The sequence below is a fragment of the Actinomycetospora sp. C-140 genome, assembly GCF_054796175.1.
Genome location: NZ_JBTWNF010000001.1, coordinates 427,781 through 447,124, shown reverse-complemented (window position 1 = coordinate 447,124; position 19,344 = coordinate 427,781). Strand labels below are relative to the sequence as shown.

Sequence of the window (19,344 nt, the reverse complement as noted above, 5' to 3'; positions counted from 1 at the left end):
GCATCCCACCCGTGCGGACACTGATCACCGGTGCGAGCGCGGGGCTGGGCGAGGGCATGGCCCGCGAGCTCGCGCGGCGCGGCCACGACCTGGCGCTCGTCGCCCGCCGCCTCGACCGTCTCGAGGCCCTGCGCGACGAGCTGGCCCCGACCGGCGTGCGGATCGCGGTCGCCACCCTCGACGTCGACGACCACGACGCCGTGTTCGCGACGGTCCGCGCGATGCGCGACGAGCTCGGCGGGCTCGACCGCGTGATCGTCAACGCCGGGGTCGGCAAGGGAGCACCGATCGGCACCGGGCGCTTCGACGTCAACCTCGCCACCGCGCGGACCAACTTCGTCGCCGCGCTCGCCCAGTGCGAGGCCGCGATGGAGATCTTCCGCGCGCAGGATGCCGGGCACCTCGTCGTCGTCTCCTCGGTGGCCGCCGACCGCGGGCTGCCGGGCGCCCAGACCACCTACGCGGCGACCAAGGCGGCGCTCTCGCACCTCGCCGAGGGCATCCGGGTCGACGTCGCGGGCACCCCGATCCGGGTCACGACGCTCGCCCCCGGCTACATCCGCACCGAGCTCAACGGCGGGATGCGCCGGCCGATGTCGGTCGACGCCGCGACCGGCACGAAGGCCATGGCGGACGCGATCGAGAAGGCCCCGGCGTCCGCCTACATCCCGACCTGGCCGTGGGCGCTGCTCGGGCGCGCGCTGCGGGTGATGCCGACGGCGCTGCTGCGTCGCGTCACCTGACTACGGTGGAGCCGTGGCCGAGCTGAAGGAACGACTGCGCAGCGATCTCACCACCGCGATGAAGGCCCGCGACGAGGTGCGGGTGTCGACGATCCGCATGGCGCTCTCGGCGATCAACACCGAGGAGGTCGCCGGCGACGCCCACCGCGAGCTCAGCGACGACGAGGTCGTGACGGTGCTGGGCCGCGAGTCGAAGAAGCGCCGGGAGTCCGCCGAGGCGTTCGACGGCGCCGGGCGCACCGAGCTCGCCGAGCGCGAGCGCGCCGAGCAGGCGGTGCTCACCGACTACCTGCCCGCCCAGCTCTCCGACGAGGAGCTGACCTCCCTCGTCGCCGCGGCGATCGCCGAGACCGGCGCCGAGGGCCCCAAGCAGATGGGCGCGGTGATGAAGGTGGTCCAGCCGCAGGTGGCCGGGCGCGCCGACGGTCGCCGCGTGTCGGGCGAGGTCAAGCGGCAGCTGAGCTCGTGACCGCACCACTGGCCGCCGCGCTGGTCACCGGCGGCGGCACCGGGATCGGGCGCGCCTGCAGCCTCGCGCTGCACCGCGCCGGCCATCCCGTCGCGATCTCCTACCGCCGCTCCGCCGACGACGCCGAGGCCACCGTCGCCGAGATCTCGGCCGACGGCGGGCGCGCGGTCGCCGTGCGGGCCGACGTCACCGACGACGCCGCGGTGCGGGCCATGGCCGCGGAGGTCCGCGAGCGGCTCGGGCCGGTCGCGGTGCTGGTCAACAACGCCGGCGCGACGATCCCGCTGCCCCTCGACGACCTCGACGGCGCCACCGACGACGTCTGGCGGCAGATGCTCGCGGTCAACCTCATGGCGCCCTGGTACTGCGCCCGCGCGCTGGCCGGCGACCTGCGCGCCGCCGACGACGGCTGCGTGGTCAACATCGGCTCGATCGCCGGGCTCACGGGCAACGGGTCCTCGCTGCCCTACGCGGTGAGCAAGTCCGCGCTGCACGGCCTGACCCGCTCGTTGGCCCGCGCGCTGGCCCCGGTGCGCGTCAACGAGGTCGCCCCGGGCCTCGTGCTGACCCGCTGGTGGGCGGGCAACGAGGAGCGCGGCCGGCAGCTCGCGTCCTCGGCGCTGCTCGACCGCGAGACCACGCCCGAGGACGTCGCCCGCGCGGTGCTCGGCGTCGTGGAGAGCCGGGCGATCACCGGGCAGACGATCACCGTCGACGGCGGGCAGACGCTCTAGCTCCGGGGTCGGCGGCGCCCTCCCGGGGTGGAGCGAGGGACGCCTTCGCTGCGTAGGACGCAGCGAGGGACGCCTTCGCTCCGGACCCGCCCGGCGTGCTCGGTGGAGCGAGGGACGCCTTCGCTGCGTGGGACGCAGCGAGGGACGCCTTCGCTCCGGACCCGCCCGGCGTGCTCGGTGGAGCGAGGGACGCCTTCGCTGCGTGGGACGCAGCGAGGGACGCCTTCGCTCCGCACCACCCCACCACGACGCCCGGGTCAGGGCGTCGCGAGCGCGCGCTGGAGCAGCACCGCGGCGAGGACGAGACCGGCCAGCGCGATCCCGACGCGCAGCACGGTCGGGGGCAGGCGGCGGGCGATGGCGGGTCCGCAGTAGTTCCCGACGAGCAGCCCGAGGGTCAGGGGGAGCGCCGAGGACCACGCGACGTCGCCGAGCACCGCGAACCCGATCGCGGCGACGGCGTTCGACGCCCCGAGCAGCACGTTCTTCACCGCGTTGACGCGCACCAGCGAGTCGGCGAGCGCGCGCACGAGCATCGCCATCATCACCACGCCCGCCGCGGCGCCGAAGTAGCCGCTGTAGACGCCGACCAGCACGACGCCGACGACCGTGGCGGCGCGCCCGAACCGGGAGGACACCGGCTTCGCACCGGTGCCGGGCCGCCACAGGAGCACCAGCGAGGCGCCGGCCACGAGGAACGGGACGATGAGCGCGAAGGCGTCGGACGGGGTGACGAGCACCAGACCGGCGCCGATCGCCCCGCCGAGGACCGTCAGGGGCAGCAGGCGCAGCACCCGCGGCGCCTGCCCCCGCAGCTCGGGACGCGAGCCGAGCATCGAGCCGACGCTGCTGACCGCGAGCGCGATGGTGTTGGTCTGGTTCGCGACGACGGGCGGGAGCCCGGCGGCGAGCAGCGCCGGGTAGGAGAACAGCGACGCCAGCCCGGCCATCGAGCCCGTGAGCCCCGCGGCGACGCCGGCGAGGAGGAGGACGACGACCATCGCCGCTCATCCCACCACCGCGCGCGCCGCGTCGCCGGAGTCCTGAGGCGCGTTGCACACTCGCCGGGTGGAGCAGCGCACGCCGATCCGGGACGTCGAGATCCGCGACGAGACCATCCGCCTCGGCCAGCTGCTCAAGCTCGCCGGGCTGGTCGAGCACGGCGCCGCGGCGCGGGAGGTGCTCGACGCCGGCGAGGTCACCGTCAACGGCCGCGACGAGGACCGGCGCGGGCGGCAGCTCGTCCCGGGCGACGTCGTGGCGCTCGCCGGGGAGCGGATCCGGGTCCGACACCCACCCGACGGTTGATGTGTACATGCAACGAAGCTCGGGGTCGACGTCCCGGCGAACCGGGTGGAACGACGACGACCCCGAGCCTCGGTGGGAACAGCCCCACGGAGAGAGGTCAAGGTGGGGCTGGCGCCGAGCCTAGCCCTCCGGACCCGGAGCGGAGAGGTCGGACGGGCCGTCCGATCCGGTCGGAATCGGGTCGGTTCGGGGCCGTGACCCCGTCGTCACCGCGTCACCGTCCTGTTACTGAGGGTCATCGTGGTGACGCTCTCCGCCTGCGCCTCCGCGTGCCGTGTGATCGGACCGAGACCTGCACTATCGTGAGGTCCGTCCGGTCCGTCCGGGGTGACGATCAGTGGCTCCCGACGGACGGAGACGTGGCGGCGGATCACCCGATCGGGGACGCCAGGAGGGGGCAGTGCGTGACCGAGGGCGACGGTGATCGGCGCCGCCGTCGCGCGCGCGTCGGGCGCACCGGGGCCCGCTTCCCCCGGATCGTCGACGACCAGCTCGCCGACGACCAGCTCGCCGACCTCGCCGAGGACCGGCCCGAGCCGCCCGCGGAGACCGTCCCGTCGGACGACCAGATAGGACGCACCGGTGCCCGCTTCAACTCCCGCGGCCGCCGTGCCCGCCGGGAGGCCGAACGCACCGCGGCCGAGGACGCCGCCGTCCCGGCCCAGGCGCTGCCGCCGGCGCGGCGCCAGCCGGAGCCGGACGACGCCCCCACCCTCCCGCTGTTCCTCGCCGCGCCCGCGCCGCCGGAGAGCACCCGCACCCGGGTCCGCCCGTACGTCCGCACCCGGGGGCGCACCCGCTCGCGGTCGGACCTCGCGGTCGAGACCCTCGTGTCGATCCCGTCGCCGCGCCCGCCGCTGGAGGATCCCGAGCACGTCGCGCTGGGCGACGTCGTCGCGGACCCGCGGTCGGTGGCCGAGGTGGCCGCCCTGCTCTCGGTGCCGCTCGGTGTCGCCCGCGTGATCATCGACGACATGGCGGGCGCCGGGCTGCTGCTCGTGCACCCCCGCGCGGTGGCCGCCACCGGCGCTCCGTCGCGGGACATGATGCAGCGGGTGCTGGACGGGCTGCACCGGCTGTAGAACAGAGGCATGACGGCCACGACCCCGCGCCTCACCGGATACGCCCACGGCGGCGGCTGCGCCTGCAAGATCCCGCCGGGAGAGCTCGAGGACGTCGTCAGAGGCCTCGTGCCATCGCCGACGACGCAGCGCGAGGGCGAGCTCGTCGTCGGGCTCGACGACGGTGACGACGCCGCGGCGGTCCGCATCCGCGACGGCCTCGCGATCATCGCGACCACGGACTTCTTCACCCCCGTCGTCGACGACCCCTACGACTGGGGCCGCATCGCCGCCGCGAACGCGCTCTCCGACGTCTACGCCATGGGCGGGCGCCCCGTGATCGCGCTCAACCTGCTGTGCTGGCCTCGCGACGTCCTGCCCTACGACCTCGCGGCCGAGGTGCTGCGCGGGGGCCTCGCGGTCGCCGACCTCGCCGGTTGCCACGTCGCGGGCGGGCACTCCGTGGACGACCCCGAGCCCAAGTACGGCATGGCGGTGACGGGGACCGGCGACCCCGAAGCGCTCATCCGCAACGACGCCGCGCGTCCCGGGACCCCGCTGACGCTGACGAAGCCGCTCGGGCTCGGCGTGCTCAACAACCGCCACAAGGCCACGGGCGAGTCGTTCGCGGCGGCGATCGAGGTCATGACGACGCTGAACGCCGAGGCCTCGCGGGCGGCGCTCGCGGCCGGGGTCCGCGCCGGCACCGACGTCACCGGCTTCGGCCTGCTCGGCCACGCCCACAAGCTGGCGCGCGCCTCGGGCGTCACCGCCGTGATCGACAGTTCGGCGGTCCCGTTCCTCGACGGCGCGCGCGAGGCGGCGGCCGCGGGCTACGTCCCGGGCGGCTCGCGGCGCAACCTCGACTGGGTCCGGCCGCACGCCCGCCTCGACGTCGACGAGGTCGCGGCGCTGCTCCTGGCCGACGCCCAGACCTCGGGCGGCCTGCTGCTCGCCGGCGAGATCCCCGGGCACCCGGTGATCGGCGAGATCGTCGCCGCGGAGGAGGGGCGCACGCTCCGCGTCATGTGAGCGTCTGGTCCCACAGATCGACGGCGGCCTCGCGGACCTCGTCGACGCCGACGTCGTGGGTGGCGCTGGCGCCGTGCCCGCACCAGCCCTCGAGCACCCGCAGACCGCACACCTGGCAGCCGCCGTGCCACGAGACCAGCACGCGGTGCCAGACGCGGGTCAGCGGGGCGACATCGGCGAGGTTGGCGTAGGTGAACACGGCGACCGTGGGCGTACCGACCGCCCCGGCCAGGTGCCGCGGCCCCGAGTCGTTGCCCAGCACCAGCGACGCCCGGGAGAGCAGGCCGACCAGGGCCGGCAGGTCGAGGGTGCCGACGGCGGTCTCGGGCGCGTCACGCATGCCCGCGGCGACCCGGGCGACGCGGTCGGCCTCGCCCGGGCCGCCCGCCACGACGACGCGGGCGCCCCGGTCGGCGAGGTCCTGCGCCACCGCGCCCAGGCGCTCCTCGGGGTAGCACCGCCGCGCGTCGGTCGCCCCGGGGTGCACGACGAGCAGCGGCCCGTCGCCGGGCGGGACCACGGCGCGGGACGCCTCGAGGTCGGCGGCGGTGACCTCGACCCGCGGCTCGACCCGGGTCGCGCGCGCACCTGCCGCGGCGGCCACCTCGAGCCAGCGGACCGTGTCGTGCTGGTAGGGCCAGTACGGCACCCAGCGGTCGGGCCGCGGCGCGTCCGGGGTGGCGGCGCCGACCGTGACCCGCGCGCCGAGGCGCAGCAGGAGCTTGTTGGAGTTGCGGCCGCCGCCGTGCATCTGGACCGCGAGGTCGTAGCCCTCGGCCCGCCGCGCCGCGCACCAGGCCTCGATCTCGGCCTCGGTCGCGTCCTCGTCGGGACCGACCCGCACCCCGGGCATCAGCGGCACGGTGACGACGCGGTCGACCGGCGAGCGCCGCCCGGCCAGGAGGGCCTCGTGGTGGCCGGCGCCGAGCAGCGTCACCTCCGCGTCGGGGTAGGCCCGGTGCAGCGCGGCGAGGGCCGGCTCGGCGACCACGTAGTCGCCCAGCCCGTTCGCGCGCAGCACCGCGATGCGCCGGACGTCGGGGACCGGGGGAGCGGGGAGTGCGGGGAGGCCGAGGGCGGGGCCGATCACGGCGCGAGAGCCTACGGTCGGTGCCATGAGCGAGCAGCGAGCAGCACTGGTGACCGGATCCGGCAGCGGCATCGGGCGCGCGATCGTCGACCGCCTCCACGGCGACGGGTGGTCGGTCCTCGGGGTGGACCTCAAAGGGGACGAGACGCTGCCCGGTCCCTCGCTCGGCGCCGACCTCACCACCCGCGAGGGCAACCGCGCGGCGGTGGACACCGCGCTCGAGCACTTCGGGCGCCTCGACCTCGTGGTCGCCAACGCCGGGTTCCAGCACGTGTCGCCGGTGGCCGACTTCGACGAGGACCGTTGGGACGCGCTGCTCGGCATCCTGCTGACCAGCCCGTTCCTGCTCGCCAAGTACGCGTGGCCCTCGTTGCGCGCGGCCCCGGAGGGCGGCCGGTTCGTGGCGATCGCCTCGGCGCACGCCCTGGCCGCCTCGCCGTTCAAGGCCGGCTACGTGTCGGCCAAGCACGGGGTGCTCGGCCTGGTGAAGACCCTGGCGCTCGAGGGCGCCGAGGACGGGATCACCGCCACCGCCGTGTGCCCGGGCTACGTGCGGACCCCGCTCGTGGAGAAGCAGATCGCCGACCAGGCCCGCGCGCACGGCATCAGCGAGGACCGGGTGCTGGAGGAGGTCATCCTCACCCCGCACGCGGTCAAGCGGCTCATCGAGCCCGCCGAGGTCGCCGACGTGGTCGCCTTCCTGCAGACCCGCGCGGGGTCGGCGTTCAGCGGGTCGCCGGTGACCATGGACCTCGGGTGGACCGCACGCTGAACGGGGATACTGCCCGGCGTGACCCTCCGGGAGCTCGCCCAGGAACGGTGGCTGACCGTCCCCAACGCCCTCAGCTTCGTCCGGCTCCTGGGCGTCCCGCTGTTCCTGTGGCTGCTCCTCGGCCCGCAGGCCGACGGGTGGGCGCTCGTGGTGCTCGTCGCGAGCGGGATCACCGACTGGCTGGACGGGCGCATCGCCCGCGCGCTCGACCAGTACAGCCGGCTGGGCGAGCTGCTCGACCCGCTCGCCGACCGCCTCTACACCGTCGCAACGCTCGTGGCCTTCCTCCTCCGGGGGATCGTGCCGTGGTGGGTGCTCGCGCTGATCATCGGGCGGGATCTCGTCGTCTCGCTCGCCCTGCCGCTGCTGCGGCGCAAGGGGTACCTGGCGTTCCCGGTGCTCTACATCGGCAAGGCCGCGACGCTGAACCTGCTCTACGCCTTCCCGCTGCTGCTGCTCGCGCAGATGGATTGGCCGGGGGCGTGGATCGCCGAGCCGGTCGCCTACGCGTTCACCGCCTGGGGCATCGCGCTGCACCTGTGGTCCGGGGCGCTGTACCTGGTGCAGCTAGCGCGGAGCCCCGTCACGGCCGTCACGTGACGCGCGCCCCGCGCCGGTTGGCCCTGCCGTCCCGGGCCCTCTAGCCTGCCGCGGCCCGTACCAGTGACGATTGAGGAGGCGCCGGTGGTCCCCGAGGGCCTGCGCTACACCGCCGAGCACGAGTGGATCACCGCGACGGAGGGTGACCCCTCGGTCGTCCGGGTCGGCATCACCGACTACGCCCAGGACCAGCTCGGCGACGTCGTCTTCGTCCAGCTGCCCGACGTCGGCACGTCCCCGTCGGGCGGCGACTCGATCGCCGAGGTGGAGTCCACCAAGTCGGTCTCGGAGATCTACGCACCGCTCGCGGGCGAGGTGACCGCCGTCAACGACGCCCTCTCCGACACCCCGGAGCTGATCAACTCCGACCCCTTCGGCTCGGGCTGGATGTTCGAGCTGCGGCTCGCCGACGCCGGGGCCCTCGATGGTCTCCTCGACGCCGCGGGCTACCAGAAGATCCTCGACGGCTGACGCGGCCGAGCCGGTCACGAGGCCTCCTCCCGGCCCGCCGCGAGACGTTCCCGACGACGCTGTGCCACGGCACGCCCGTCATCGCTCACGGTGGGTGGGGAGGGCCTCGACCCCGTGACGGCGACCGGTACCGTGACGGCCACCTCGCGACGATCCGTCACCGAGCCCGGACACCGCGCCCGCGTCGGCGCCCTGACCGCGGCCGCGGCGCCGGCGGGACGGGCGGGCCACGACGACCGAGCACGACACGACGGAGGAGCACGGTGAGCACAGGCGGTCCCCCGGTCCCCCCCGAGCGTCAGGGCGAGACGACGTCGGTCTTCCGGGCCGACTTCCTCGCCGAGCCCGAGACGGAGTCGCGCGGCGCCCCGGTCTCCGGGGTCGACTCCCTGCCCGCGGGCTCGGCCCTGCTGGTGGTCAAGCGCGGCCCCAACGCGGGCTCGCGCTTCCTGCTCGACCGCGACACCACGAGCGCGGGGCGCCACCCCGACAGCGACATCTTCCTCGACGACGTCACGGTCTCCCGCCGGCACGCGGAGTTCCGCCGTGACGGCGCCGAGTTCGTCGTCGTCGACGTCGGCAGCCTCAACGGCACGTACGTGAACCGCGAGCCGGTCGACACGGCCGTGCTCGCCAACGGCGACGAGGTGCAGATCGGCAAGTTCCGCCTCGTCTTCCTCACCGGCCCCCGCGACGGCGGGTCGGCCGGAGCGGGGGCGGGGCTGGAGTGACCGCCGCCGGGCTGCCCGAGCCGGGAGGAGCTCCCCTCTCGATCGGCTCGGTGCTCGACGCGCTGCGCGCCGAGTTCCCGGAGATCACGATCTCCAAGATCCGGTTCCTCGAGTCCGAGGGCCTGATCCGGCCGGCCCGCACCCCGGCCGGCTACCGCCAGTTCTCGCACGCCGACGTCGTGCGCCTGCGGTTCGTGCTGTCCGCCCAGCGCGACCACTACCTGCCCCTCAAGGTCATCCGGGCACGGCTCGAGGAGTTCGACCGCGACCCCACCGCCGGCGGCCCGACGCTGCCGGGGGAGGTGGCGGGCGAGCCGTCGATGCTGTCCGGCGCGCCGGCCGGACCCGCGCCGGGCCCGCCCGCAGTCACCGGTGGTCCCGGGGGACCGGGTGGTCCGTCCGGCCCGACCGGGGCACCGTCCGGCCCGAGCCCGGCGGCGACCGCCCGGGTGCGCAGCCTCGCCTCGGTGGCCGACCGCGCCGAGCCCGACGAAGACCCCGACGGCGTCCGGGAGGGCGCCCGCCGCGGCGACACGGTCGGCCGCGACGTGCTGCTCGCCGAGGACGGCGTGGACGCCGCGCTGCTCGACGGCCTGGAGCACCACGGGATCCTGCGCACCGACGCCGACGGCCGCTACGAGCCCGAGGACGTCCTCGTCGCCCGCACCGCCGCGGGCCTCGCGCGCCTCGGTGTCGAGCCGCGCCTGCTGCGCTCGCTGCGCGCCGGCGCGGACCGGGAGGTCGGGCTGCTCACCCAGCTCGTCACCCCGGTCGCCCGCAGCCGCGGTCCCGAGGCGACCGAGCGCGCGGAGGAGCTCTCCTCCGAGCTCGCGGCGCTGTCCGGGCGCCTGCACGCCCTGCTCGTCGGGGCCGGCCTGCGCGCCGGTCTCCGGCGCTGACCCGGCGCTGACCCGGGGCCGACCCGGCCGCTGACCGGCCCGTCACACCACTGTCACACGGCCTCCGGGCCGCTGAGCGAAGCGACCGCCGGCGCTCCCGCGGACGCGCGCGAAGGGGTGTCGGAGCGTGTAGCGTCTCCGTCGACCGAAGGCCCCGGAGACGGAGCCCGCGGAGCTCGACCGCCAGGTCCGGCGACGGACCGGCGGAGCTCGACCAGTCGAGGAGGGCGAGTCGCATGAGCGAGATGCGTGTCGTGGGCGTTCGGGTCGAGCTCCCCGCGAACCAGCCGATCCTCCTGCTGCGGGAAGCCGACGGTGATCGCTACCTGCCGATCTGGATCGGCTCGGTGGAGGCCACGGCCATCGCCCTCGAGCAGCAGGGCGTGAAGCCGGCCCGGCCCCTGACCCACGACTTGCTGAAGGACGTGCTCGGCGCCCTCGACCGGCGCCTCGAGCAGGTCCGGATCATCGATCTGCAGGAGGGCACGTTCTACGCCGAGCTCGTGTTCGACGGCGACGTGCGCGTCTCGGCCCGCCCCAGCGACTCGGTCGCCCTCGCGCTGCGTGTCGGTGTGCCGATCCACGCCGAGGAGGACGTCCTCTCCGAGGCCGGTCTCGTCATCCCGGACGAGCAGGAGGACGAGGTCGAGAAGTTCCGCGAGTTCCTCGACTCGGTCTCGCCGGAGGACTTCCGCGGCGCGGATACTTAGTGTCGCGCCGAGCGTGAGCGCTGTGCTCACGCTCCTTCGTCGCGTGATCCCAGCGGTCACGCGGCGCGGGCCAGGGGTCGAGAAACGCTGCTGGTCACCGGCCAGTACGCTGACCCTCAAGTCGAGGTCGAGGGCTGCCGCGCGTCGCGTTGACCCCCGTCTCCGCCGCTCGTACCGTCGGCGCCACAACGGCACGAGGGAGGCAATCGGTGAGCGGTGGTCAGGACGGCGGTCCCGCCGGCCCCGAGCTCGAGCCCCTCGGCCCGGAAGGTGAGCAGGGTTCCCTGTTCGCGGACGAGGTGTTCGGTGACGGCCCGCCGTCGGGCGACGTCGTCGGCTACCGCGGTCCCGCCGCCTGCCAGATCGTCGGCATCACCTACCGCCAGCTCGACTACTGGGCGCGTACCAAGCTCGTCGTCCCGAGCATCCGCACCGCGACGGGGTCGGGCTCGCAGCGGCTGTACTCGTTCAAGGACCTCGCGGTGCTCAAGGTCGTCAAGAACCTCCTCGACACCGGCGTCTCGCTGAACAACATCCGCGTCGCCGTCGAGCAGCTGCGCCGCCACGGCGTGCGCGACCTCGCGCGCATCACCCTGTTCTCCGACGGGGTCACCGTCTACGAGTGCACCTCGCCCGAAGAGGTCGTCGACCTGCTGCAGGGCGGCCAGGGCGTCTTCGGCATCGCCGTCGGCGGCGCCATGCGGGAGATCTCGGGCACCATCTCGCGGTTCCCGGCCGAGCGGGCCGACGCCGCGGTCATCGACCACGCCCCCGAGGACGAGCTGGCCTCGCGCCGGGCCCGCGGAGCGCGCTCGGCCGGGTGACACGGGCCACGGAGGTCCTGGGACGGACCGGCCCGCTGCGGTACCCTCACCGCGTCGTACTTGGACACCGCGCGGGAGAGACCTGCAGTCAGAAGCCTCTGGTCGCAGGCGCCGAAGGAGCAACTCCTCCCCGGAACCTCTCAGGCACCCTGACCGCGCGGAGGAGACGACCTCTGGAAAGAGGTGTCCGATCCGGCACCCGCCGGTCCCGGCCACCCGCCGATGGTGCAAGCCGAAGGTGAGCCCACCTCACCGGCGAAGCTCTCAGGCGCCCGCACGGTAGCGGGCAGCGGCAGAGGGGGAGGCCGCGCGAGTCGGACGGGGACGTCCGCGCCGCGCGAGGCCCCAGCCCGCCCAGTCGCCGGAGGCGTCGATGACCGCACAGCACTCGTCCTGGGAATCAGCACCGCTCGCCGCGCTCGAGCACGGCGTGCCCTTCGCCGACCGCCACATCGGCCCCGACGCCCGGGGTCTCGCCCGGATGCTGGAGACGATCGGGGCCGGGTCGCTCGAGGAGCTCGCCGACCGCGCGATGCCCACCTCGATCCGGACGGACCCGGCCGACTGGTCCGACGACGCGACCGGTCACGCCCCGCCGCCGCCCGCGACGGAGGCCCAGGTCCTCGAGGAGCTGCGCGGGATGGCCGCGCGGAACACCGTGCTCGAGCCGATGCTGGGGCTCGGCTACCACGGAACGATCACGCCGCCGGTGATCCGCCGGAACGTCCTCGAGGACCCGGCCTGGTACACCGCCTACACGCCCTACCAGCCCGAGATCTCCCAGGGCCGTCTCGAGGCGCTGCTGAACTTCCAGACGATGGTCTGCGACCTCACGGGCCTCGACGTCGCGGGCGCCTCGATGCTCGACGAGTCGACCGCCGCCGCCGAGGCGATGCTGCTGCTGCGCCGGGCCGACAAGACGAAGAGCAACGTGTTCCTCGTCGACGCCGACACGCTGCCGCAGACGATCGCGGTGCTGCACACCCGCGCCGCGTCGCTCGGCATCGAGGTGCAGGTCGTCGACGCCACGGCCGAGCTGCCCGCGGACGACTTCTTCGGCCTGCTGCTCGCCGCGCCCGGCGCCTCCGGCGCGCTGCGCGACCACCGCGCGGTGGTCGACGCCGCCCACGAGCGGGGTGCCGCGGTCGTCGTGGCGTGCGACCTGCTCGCCGCCACGATGGTCACCCCGCCCGGCGAGATCGGTGCCGACGTCGCGGTCGGCTCCACCCAGCGCTTCGGTGTGCCGCTCGGCTTCGGCGGCCCGCACGCCGGCTTCCTCGCGGTGCGGCAGAAGCTCGCCCGCCAGCTCCCGGGCCGGCTCGTCGGCACGTCGGTCGACGCCGACGGCGACCCCGCCCACCGCCTGGCACTGCAGACCCGCGAGCAGCACATCCGCCGCGACAAGGCGACGAGCAACATCTGCACCGCCCAGGTCCTGCTCGCGGTGATCGCCGCGATGTACGCCGTGCACCATGGGCCGTCGGGCCTGCACACCATCGCCCGGCGCACCCACCGCATGGCCGCCGTCCTGGCCGCGGGCCTGGTCAAGGGCGGGGTCGAGGTCGTGCACCGCGAGTTCTTCGACACCGTGCTCGTGCGGGTCCCCGGTGGCGCCGCCGGCGCGGTGGCCGCGTGCCGCGACGCGGGCATCCTCGTGCGCGAGGTCGACGCCGACCACGTCGGCATCTCCTGCTCGGAGCGCACCTCGCGCGAGCACCTGCGGGCGCTGTGGCGCGCGCTGGGTGCCGGGGAGATGGACGTCGAGGACCTCGACGCGGCCACCGACGACGCCCTGCCCGCGGCGCTCGGGCGCTCGTCGTCGTACCTCACGCACCCGGTCTTCCACCGCCACCGCAGCGAGACCGAGCTGCTGCGCTACCTGCGCGAGCTCTCCGACAAGGACGTGGCGCTGGACCGCAGCATGATCCCGCTGGGCTCGTGCACGATGAAGCTCAACGCCACGGCCGAGATGGAGCCGATCACCTATCCCGGCTTCGCCGAGCTGCACCCGTTCGCCCCGGAGTCCGACGCGCCCGGGATGCTGCAGGTGATCCACGACCTCGAGGACTGGCTGGTGCACCTCACCGGCTACCACGCGGTCTCGCTGCAGCCCAACGCCGGCTCGCAGGGTGAGCTGGCCGGTCTGCTGGCGATCCGCGCCTACCACCACAGCCGCGGCGACACCCACCGCGACATCTGCGTCATCCCGTCCTCGGCCCACGGCACCAACGCGGCGTCGGCGATCTCGGCGGGCATGCGGGTGAAGGTCGTCAAGACCACCGAGCGCGGCGACGTCGACCGCGAGGACCTGGACGAGGTCATCGCCGAGGCCGGCGACGCGCTCTCCGCGATCATGATCACGTACCCGTCGACCCACGGGGTGTACGAGCCGCACGTGCGCAAGGTCTGCGCGGCCGTGCACGACGCCGGCGGGCAGGTCTACGTCGACGGCGCCAACCTCAACGCGCTCGTCGGGCTCGCCCGTCCGGGCCGCTTCGGCGCCGACGTCAGCCACCTGAACCTGCACAAGACGTTCTGCATCCCGCACGGTGGCGGCGGGCCCGGTGTCGGGCCGGTCGGCGTGGCCGAGCACCTGGCGCCGTTCCTGCCGAACCACCCGGCGCAGCCCTCGGCAGGCCCCGCGACGGGTGTCGGGCCGGTGGCCGGCGCGCCGTGGGGGTCGGCGTCGATCCTGCCGATCTCCTGGGCCTACGTCCGGCTCATGGGCGTCGACGGGCTCCGGCGGGCCACGCTGACCGCGGTCGCGGCGGCGAACTACGTCTCGACCCGCCTGCACGACCACTTCCCGACGCTCTACACCGGGCCGGACGACTTCGTCGCCCACGAGTGCATCCTCGACCTGCGCCCGATGACGAAGTCCTCGGGGATCACGGTCGACGACGTGGCCAAGCGCCTCGCCGACTACGGCTTCCACGCGCCGACGATGTCGTTCCCGGTGGCCGGCACGCTGATGGTGGAGCCGACCGAGTCCGAGGACCTCGCCGAGATCGACCGCTTCTGCGACGCCATGATCGCCATCCACGGCGAGGTGGTCCGCGTGGAGTCGGGGGAGTGGCCCGCGGACGACAACCCGCTGGTGCACGCCCCGTTCACGGCGCGCTCGGTGCTGGGCGCGGAGTGGGACCACGCCTACACCCGCGAGGAGGCGGCGTTCCCGGCCGGCGGTCGCGCGACGAAGATCTGGCCGCCGGTGCGCCGGATCGACGCCGCCCACGGCGACCGCCACCTCGTCTGCTCCTGCCCCCCGCTCGAGGAGCTCGCCGAGTCCTGAGGTGCGCTCCGCGCATGTGAGCACTTCGGAGTGCTGGAGCACTCCGAAGTGCTCACATGGCGTAGCCACCGGTCTCGTCGACGGCGGCGCGCATCCCCTCGAGGGTGAGGCCACGGGCACGCAGGAGCGCCGACGCGCGGCCGGTCTCCTCGTGGAGCAGGCCCAGGACCAGGTGCTCGGTACCGAGCGAGCGGTCGCCGCGGCGGATCGCCTCTCGGAGCGAGTACTCGAGTGCCTTCTTGGCGCCGCTCTCGAAGGGGATGTGACCCCAGAGGCGCTTGCGGTCCCGGCTCGCCGCCCGGGTGCTCTCGAGCGCGCCCGGTCCGAACGCTTCCTCCACCCGCTCGCGGACCTCGTCGAGGTCGATCCCGACGCTCGCCAGGGCGTCGCGGTCGGGCAGGTCCGGGCGGTCCCGCGGCGCCGTGCGCCGGAGATCCGCCTCGACGGTCGCGGCCGTGACCCCGCCGGCCGCGAGCAGGGCCGCACCGCGGGTGTCGCCCGCCCGGCAGAGCCCGAGCAGCAGGTGCTCGCTGCCGATGCTCCGGTCGGCGCGCTCGCGCGCGTCCTCCTGGGCGAGCACCACCACCCGCCGCGCCGGCTCGGTGAATCGTTCGAACACGTCGGCCTCCCGCCGCGAGGGTTCAGGGGATGTGGCGGCGGTACTTCTTGTGCACCGCCTGCCGGCTGACCGACAGTCCGTCGGCGATCTGCTGCCACGACCAGCCCTGGTCGCGGGCGTTCCGCACCTGCAGCTCCTCGAGGGACTCCAGGAGCGTGCGCAGCGACGACACCGCCGCGAGCCCCGTGGACGGGTCCCGCGAGGACGCCGCCGCCGCCACCGCCGTCGCATCAGCCATGCGTGTCAATCTAGGTTGACACTTCGGGGCATGTCAACCGTGGTTGACGCGGGCCGGAACCCGGGGCGCGCTACAGGGTGGTGGTCCCCGGGGTGAGGACGACCGGCACGGGCGCCGCGCGCAGGACTGCCGCGCCGGGGTCGCCGAGCAGGACCCGGGTCGCGGCGCCGACCGCGTTGGCCCCGACGACGAGCAGCTCACCGTCGTCCCACCCGACGCTCGCCACCGCGTCCTCGACCGTGGTGTCGGCGACGGCGAGGGTCTCGGCACCGGTCACGTCGAGCTCGGCGAGCGCCGCGCGCTGGGCCGCGAGCATCTGCTCGCGCCACTGCTCGACGACGACCTGCTCGGCGTGCAGGCCCGCCTCGGGCGGCACGGTGGGCCCGCGCTGCGGTCCGAACGAGACGACGCGCAGGGTCGCTCCGGTGTGGCGGGCGAGGTCGACGGCCGTCGCGAGGACGATCCCGGCGTGGCGGCCGCCGCCCCACGCGCACGTCACCCGGGCGATCGGCCCGTCGTGCACGGCGGCGTCGCCGGCCAGGGCGACGGGGACGTCGGCGGCGCGGGCGAGGCGGGAGCCCACCGACCCGGGGCCGGGCGGGGCGTCGCCGAGCACGACGATCCCGGCGCCGTGGGCATGGGCCGCGCGAGCGAGCCCGCCCGGGACGGAGCGGTCGGTGACGTGGTCGACCTCGACGGCGAGCCCGTCGACGACCGCCGGGTCGGGCGCGGGGTCCGGGGGCGGCGTCTCGTCGGGCGGCGTCACGGTGCACACGACCAGCGGGCCCCCGAGAGCCCGGGTCAGGCGCGCGCCGAGCACGACGGCCCCGCCGCCGGGATCCGCTCCCGGCATGACGCCCACCAGGACGGTCACGACGCCTCCTCACCGGTCGGGGCGCGCAGTCGCGAGTGCCGGGCGCCGTAGAACGACCAGAACACCAGCGCGGCGCCGAGCCACAGGACGAACACGAGCAGCGTGATCCAGTGCAGCCCGGAGATCAGGTAGATGCACGCGGCGATCGAGAGGACCGGGGTCACCGGATAGCCGGGCACGCGGAACCCGCGGGGCAGGTCGGGGGCGGTGCGCCGCAGGATCATCACGCCGAGCGAGACGACCGCGAACGCCACCAGCGTGCCGACGCTGACGAGGTCGGCGAGGACGTCCAGCGGGATCAGCCCGGCGAGGATCGCGACGGCGACGCCGACGATCAGCGTGGTGGGCACCGGGGTGAGGGTGCGGGGGTTCACCCGGGAGAGCAGCGGGGGCAGCATGCCGTCGCGGCTCATCGAGAACAGGATGCGGGACTGCGCGTACATCGTCACCAGCGTGACACTGAAGATCGAGATGACCGCACCCGCCGCCACGACGATGCCCGGCCAGGCGGCGCCCGTGACCTCGCCCATGATCGCCGCGAGTCCGGCCTCCTGGCCGTCGAACTGCTCCCACGGCTGCGCGCCGACCGCGGCGACGGCCACCAGCAGGTAGATCACCGTGACGACGACGAGGGCGAGCATGAGGGCCCGGGGGAGGGTGCGCCGCGGGTCCTTGACCTCTTCGCCGGCCGTCGACACCGCGTCGAGCCCGATGAACGAGAAGAACACCGTGCCCGCCGCGGCCCCGACGCCGCCGACACCGAGCGGGGCGAACTGGGCGAAGTTGTCGGCGTTGAACGCGGTGAAGGCGATGACGACGAACAGCAGCAGGACCGCGAGCTTGATCACGACCATGACCGCGTTGACCGTCGCGGACTCGCTGACCCCGCGGATCAGCAGCAGCGTGCAGAGGACGACGAGGATCACCGCGGGCAGGTTGAACACGCCGCCCGCGCCCGGCGCGCCGGAGAGCGCGTCGGGGAAGCGCAGGCCGACCACGGCCTCGAGCAGGGCGTTGAGGTACTCCGACCACCCGACGGCGACGGCCGCCGACGACACGAGGTACTCGAGGATCAGGCAGGCGGCGACGCCCATGGCGGCGGCCTCGCCGAGCGTCGCGTAGGCGTACGAGTACGACGAGCCCGACACCGGGACGGCCGAGGCGAGCTCGGCGTAGCACAGCGCGGTCAGCCCGGCGGTGACGGCCGCGATGACGAACGACAGGACGACGGCGGGCCCGGCCTCCGGTGTCGCCTCGGAGAGCACGAAGAAGATGCCGGTGCCGACCGTCGACCCGATGCCGATCGCGGCCAGCTGGCCGAGGCCGATCGAGCGCTTGAGGTCGCCGCCCTCGTGGCCCGCGGAGGCGTCGGCGCCGGTCTCGGCAGCCATGGTGGCCACCGGCTTGCGCCGCAGCCAGGCGGCTCGGTCCGGTGCGGGCACGGCGGTCCCCCTCGAGGTTCGTGCGGACGGTCCCCTCGCCCTCGAGCGGGTGATCGGCAGCTTAACCCGAGGTTGCGCCGATCGTGGAGCGGCTCGTCCGGCGTCCGACGACCAGCGCCGTGATCGCCGCCAGCACCGTCACGATGCCGACCACCCAGAGCCCGGCGCGCTGGCTGCCGGTGAGGTCGGCGAGCCCGCCAGTGACGTACGGCGCGACGAAGCCCGAGATGTTGCCCAGGGAGTTGATCAATGCGATGCCGCCGGCCGCCGCGGCGCCGGTGAGGAACTGCGAGGGCAGCGGCCAGAAGGTGGGCAGCGCCGCGCACGTCCCGACCGCGCAGACGGTGACCGCCGCGATGGCCGAGTACGGGTCCTTCAGGTAGAGGGCGACCGGGATCGCGATGCCGCCCACGAGCATCGGGAGCGCGAGCCACCAGCGCCGCCCGGCCTCACCGGCGAGGAATCCCCCGTCCTGGCGGGCGGCGGCGCGGTCGGCCATGCGGCTCCAGACCACCATGCCGATCGCGGCGACGGCGTAGGGCACCGACGTGACCAGGCCCTTCTCGACGATGTCGAGCTTCGTGCCGTACTGCTGCTCGAAGCCGGAGACGATCGTGGGGAGGAAGAAGCCCAGCGCGTAGAGCCCGTAGGTGACGCCGAAGTAGACGAAGGCGAGCACGAGGATCCGCGGGGCGGTCAGCGCCCGGCGCAGGGGCCAGTGGTCGGCGGCCTCCACCTCGGCGGCCTCGGCGTCGAGCCGGCGACGCAGCCACTGGCGCTCGTCCTCGGCGAGCCAGCGCGCCTGTTCGGGCCGGTCGGTGAGGGCGAAGAACGTGACGACGCCGAGCAGGATCGCGGGGATGCCCTCGACCAGGAACATCACGCGCCAGCCCGAGAGCCCGAAGAGGCCCTCCCCTCCGGAGATGATCAGCGCGCTGACCGTCGACCCGACCGCGGTCGAGACGGGCACCGCGACCATGAACCAGCCGACCGCCCGGGCCCGGTACTCCGCGGGGAACCAGAAGGTCAGATACAGGATGATGCCGGGGAAGAAGCCGGCCTCGGCGACACCGAGCAGGAACCGCAGGATGATCAGCACCGTCGCGTTCGGCGTGAACGCCATGATCGTTGCGATGATCCCCCAGGACACGAGGATCCGGGTGATCCACCGGCGCGCGCCGAAGCGGTGCAGCGCGAGGTTGCTCGGCACCTCGAGCAGCAGGTAGCCGATGAAGAAGATCCCCGAGGCGAGCCCGAACACCGTCGCGGTGAGCCCGAGCTCCTTGTTCATCCCGTTCGGCCCGGCGAACCCGATGTTCACGCGGTCCAGGTAGTTGACGAAGTAGAGCAGCCCCAGCAGGGGCATCAGCCGCCAGGCGACCCGGCGCAGCGTCCGCCGGCCGACGTCACTCTCGGTGCTTGATCCACTCGTCTC

20 protein-coding genes, 2 pseudogenes and 1 riboswitch are annotated in these 19,344 nt (G+C 74.4%); of the genes and pseudogenes, 14 read left to right on the top strand and 8 right to left on the bottom strand.

Annotated features, from left to right (window positions below; genetic code table 11):
• Window positions 1-2 precede the first annotated feature (2 nt).
• Genes ACR9E3_RS02155 through ACR9E3_RS02145 form a run of 3 tightly spaced genes read left to right on the top strand, consistent with a single transcriptional unit; the run spans window position 3 to window position 1,946 of the window.
• Window positions 3-743 carry an SDR family oxidoreductase gene (locus ACR9E3_RS02155; RefSeq protein WP_460378387.1) on the top strand — a complete coding sequence of 247 codons (741 nt, stop codon included), beginning with the start codon at window positions 3-5 and terminating at the stop codon, window positions 741-743.
• Between the two features lie 13 nt (window positions 744-756).
• Complete coding sequence (locus ACR9E3_RS02150; protein WP_460378059.1) at window positions 757-1,212, top strand: GatB/YqeY domain-containing protein; 456 nt, start codon at window positions 757-759, stop codon at window positions 1,210-1,212.
• Entirely contained in the window at window positions 1,209-1,946 is a 738-nt protein-coding gene (locus ACR9E3_RS02145) for an SDR family NAD(P)-dependent oxidoreductase (protein ID WP_460378058.1), read from the top strand. Before ACR9E3_RS02150 ends, ACR9E3_RS02145 begins: the two co-directional genes overlap by 4 nt.
• A gap of 257 nt (window positions 1,947-2,203) precedes the next feature.
• Here the strand turns inward: ACR9E3_RS02145 and ACR9E3_RS02140 are convergent, their stop codons facing one another.
• Window positions 2,204-2,947, bottom strand: a complete 744-nt coding sequence (locus tag ACR9E3_RS02140) for a sulfite exporter TauE/SafE family protein (RefSeq protein WP_460378056.1) — start codon at window positions 2,945-2,947, stop codon at window positions 2,204-2,206.
• An 85-nt stretch (window positions 2,948-3,032) separates the two neighbouring features.
• On the opposite strand from ACR9E3_RS02140, the gene ACR9E3_RS02135 reads away from it, so the two are divergent.
• The 3 genes from ACR9E3_RS02135 to selD all read left to right on the top strand — a co-directional run bounded on the left by ACR9E3_RS02135 (window position 3,033) and on the right by selD (window position 5,347).
• On the top strand, window positions 3,033-3,254 hold the full coding sequence (locus ACR9E3_RS02135) for an RNA-binding S4 domain-containing protein (protein WP_460378385.1): 222 nt from the start codon (window positions 3,033-3,035) through the stop codon (window positions 3,252-3,254).
• Between the two features lie 404 nt (window positions 3,255-3,658).
• A complete protein-coding gene (locus tag ACR9E3_RS02130) occupies window positions 3,659-4,336 on the top strand; it encodes a DUF742 domain-containing protein (protein WP_460378054.1) in 678 nt (225 codons plus the stop codon).
• Window positions 4,337-4,345: 9 nt separating this feature from the next.
• Window positions 4,346-5,347 carry a selenide, water dikinase SelD gene (gene selD, locus ACR9E3_RS02125; protein ID WP_460378052.1) on the top strand — a complete coding sequence of 334 codons (1,002 nt, stop codon included), beginning with the start codon at window positions 4,346-4,348 and terminating at the stop codon, window positions 5,345-5,347.
• Here the strand turns inward: selD and ACR9E3_RS02120 are convergent.
• Window positions 5,340-6,437: a glycosyltransferase family 9 protein gene (locus tag ACR9E3_RS02120; protein ID WP_460378051.1), complete on the bottom strand. Its 1,098-nt coding sequence runs from the start codon at window positions 6,435-6,437 to the stop codon at window positions 5,340-5,342. The genes selD and ACR9E3_RS02120 overlap by 8 nt on opposite strands.
• A 25-nt stretch (window positions 6,438-6,462) precedes the next feature.
• Here ACR9E3_RS02120 and ACR9E3_RS02115 point away from each other — a divergent pair, with 25 nt between their 5' ends.
• The 8 genes from ACR9E3_RS02115 (at window position 6,463) to gcvP (ending at window position 14,736) form a co-directional block, all read left to right on the top strand.
• Window positions 6,463-7,209 carry an SDR family oxidoreductase gene (locus tag ACR9E3_RS02115; RefSeq protein WP_460378049.1) on the top strand — a complete coding sequence of 249 codons (747 nt, stop codon included), beginning with the start codon at window positions 6,463-6,465 and terminating at the stop codon, window positions 7,207-7,209.
• Between the two features lie 18 nt (window positions 7,210-7,227).
• Complete coding sequence (locus ACR9E3_RS02110; RefSeq protein ID WP_460378048.1) at window positions 7,228-7,809, top strand: CDP-alcohol phosphatidyltransferase family protein; 582 nt, start codon at window positions 7,228-7,230, stop codon at window positions 7,807-7,809.
• 84 nt (window positions 7,810-7,893) lie between these two features.
• Window positions 7,894-8,280, top strand: coding sequence for a glycine cleavage system protein GcvH (gene gcvH / locus ACR9E3_RS02105; RefSeq protein WP_460378046.1), 387 nt, complete (start codon window positions 7,894-7,896; stop codon window positions 8,278-8,280).
• Window positions 8,281-8,543: 263 nt separating this feature from the next.
• Window positions 8,544-9,011, top strand: coding sequence for a glycogen accumulation regulator GarA (gene garA / locus ACR9E3_RS02100; protein WP_274234813.1), 468 nt, complete (start codon window positions 8,544-8,546; stop codon window positions 9,009-9,011).
• Window positions 9,008-9,910, top strand: a complete 903-nt coding sequence (locus ACR9E3_RS02095; RefSeq protein ID WP_460378045.1) for a MerR family transcriptional regulator — start codon at window positions 9,008-9,010, stop codon at window positions 9,908-9,910. Before garA ends, ACR9E3_RS02095 begins: the two co-directional genes overlap by 4 nt.
• A 236-nt stretch (window positions 9,911-10,146) precedes the next feature.
• Window positions 10,147-10,620, top strand: a complete 474-nt coding sequence (locus ACR9E3_RS02090) for a bifunctional nuclease family protein (RefSeq protein WP_285647930.1) — start codon at window positions 10,147-10,149, stop codon at window positions 10,618-10,620.
• 209 nt (window positions 10,621-10,829) lie between these two features.
• Window positions 10,830-11,444, top strand: a complete 615-nt coding sequence (locus ACR9E3_RS02085; RefSeq protein WP_460378044.1) for a MerR family transcriptional regulator — start codon at window positions 10,830-10,832, stop codon at window positions 11,442-11,444.
• 62 nt (window positions 11,445-11,506) lie between these two features.
• Window positions 11,507-11,610, top strand: a riboswitch (glycine riboswitch).
• 207 nt (window positions 11,611-11,817) lie between these two features.
• Window positions 11,818-14,736 (top strand): aminomethyl-transferring glycine dehydrogenase, encoded by a 2,919-nt coding sequence (gene gcvP, locus ACR9E3_RS02080; RefSeq protein WP_460378042.1) that lies wholly within the window; start codon window positions 11,818-11,820, stop codon window positions 14,734-14,736.
• Between the two features lie 52 nt (window positions 14,737-14,788).
• On the opposite strand, the pseudogene ACR9E3_RS02075 reads toward gcvP, so the two are convergent.
• The 6 genes and pseudogenes from ACR9E3_RS02075 to ACR9E3_RS02050 all read right to left on the bottom strand — a co-directional run.
• Window positions 14,789-14,941 (bottom strand): annotated as a pseudogene (locus tag ACR9E3_RS02075) (Clp protease N-terminal domain-containing protein); the annotation flags it as partial.
• 111 nt (window positions 14,942-15,052) lie between these two features.
• Window positions 15,053-15,355: pseudogene (locus ACR9E3_RS02070) on the bottom strand (Clp protease N-terminal domain-containing protein); the annotation flags it as partial.
• Between the two features lie 22 nt (window positions 15,356-15,377).
• Window positions 15,378-15,593, bottom strand: a complete 216-nt coding sequence (locus ACR9E3_RS02065; RefSeq protein ID WP_460378041.1) for a helix-turn-helix domain-containing protein — start codon at window positions 15,591-15,593, stop codon at window positions 15,378-15,380.
• A 70-nt stretch (window positions 15,594-15,663) separates the two neighbouring features.
• Window positions 15,664-16,467 (bottom strand): universal stress protein, encoded by an 804-nt coding sequence (locus tag ACR9E3_RS02060; protein ID WP_460378039.1) that lies wholly within the window; start codon window positions 16,465-16,467, stop codon window positions 15,664-15,666.
• A complete protein-coding gene (locus tag ACR9E3_RS02055; protein ID WP_460378383.1) occupies window positions 16,464-17,858 on the bottom strand; it encodes an APC family permease in 1,395 nt (464 codons plus the stop codon). Before ACR9E3_RS02055 ends, ACR9E3_RS02060 begins: the two co-directional genes overlap by 4 nt.
• 112 nt (window positions 17,859-17,970) lie before the next feature.
• Complete coding sequence (locus ACR9E3_RS02050; protein ID WP_460378381.1) at window positions 17,971-19,275, bottom strand: MFS transporter; 1,305 nt, start codon at window positions 19,273-19,275, stop codon at window positions 17,971-17,973.
• Window positions 19,276-19,344 lie beyond the last annotated feature (69 nt).

Coding starts and splice junctions, on each gene's coding strand:
- ACR9E3_RS02140 (WP_460378056.1), bottom strand. CDS start 2,947: ATGGTCGTCGTCCTCCTCCTCGCCGGCGTCGCCGCGGGGCTCACGGGC.
- selD (WP_460378052.1), top strand. CDS start 4,346: ATGACGGCCACGACCCCGCGCCTCACCGGATACGCCCACGGCGGCGGC.
- ACR9E3_RS02115 (WP_460378049.1), top strand. CDS start 6,463: ATGAGCGAGCAGCGAGCAGCACTGGTGACCGGATCCGGCAGCGGCATC.
- ACR9E3_RS02090 (WP_285647930.1), top strand. CDS start 10,147: ATGAGCGAGATGCGTGTCGTGGGCGTTCGGGTCGAGCTCCCCGCGAAC.
- gcvP (WP_460378042.1), top strand. CDS start 11,818: ATGACCGCACAGCACTCGTCCTGGGAATCAGCACCGCTCGCCGCGCTC.
- ACR9E3_RS02065 (WP_460378041.1), bottom strand. CDS start 15,593: ATGGCTGATGCGACGGCGGTGGCGGCGGCGGCGTCCTCGCGGGACCCG.
- ACR9E3_RS02055 (WP_460378383.1), bottom strand. CDS start 17,858: ATGGCTGCCGAGACCGGCGCCGACGCCTCCGCGGGCCACGAGGGCGGC.
- ACR9E3_RS02050 (WP_460378381.1), bottom strand. CDS start 19,275: ATGCCCCTGCTGGGGCTGCTCTACTTCGTCAACTACCTGGACCGCGTG.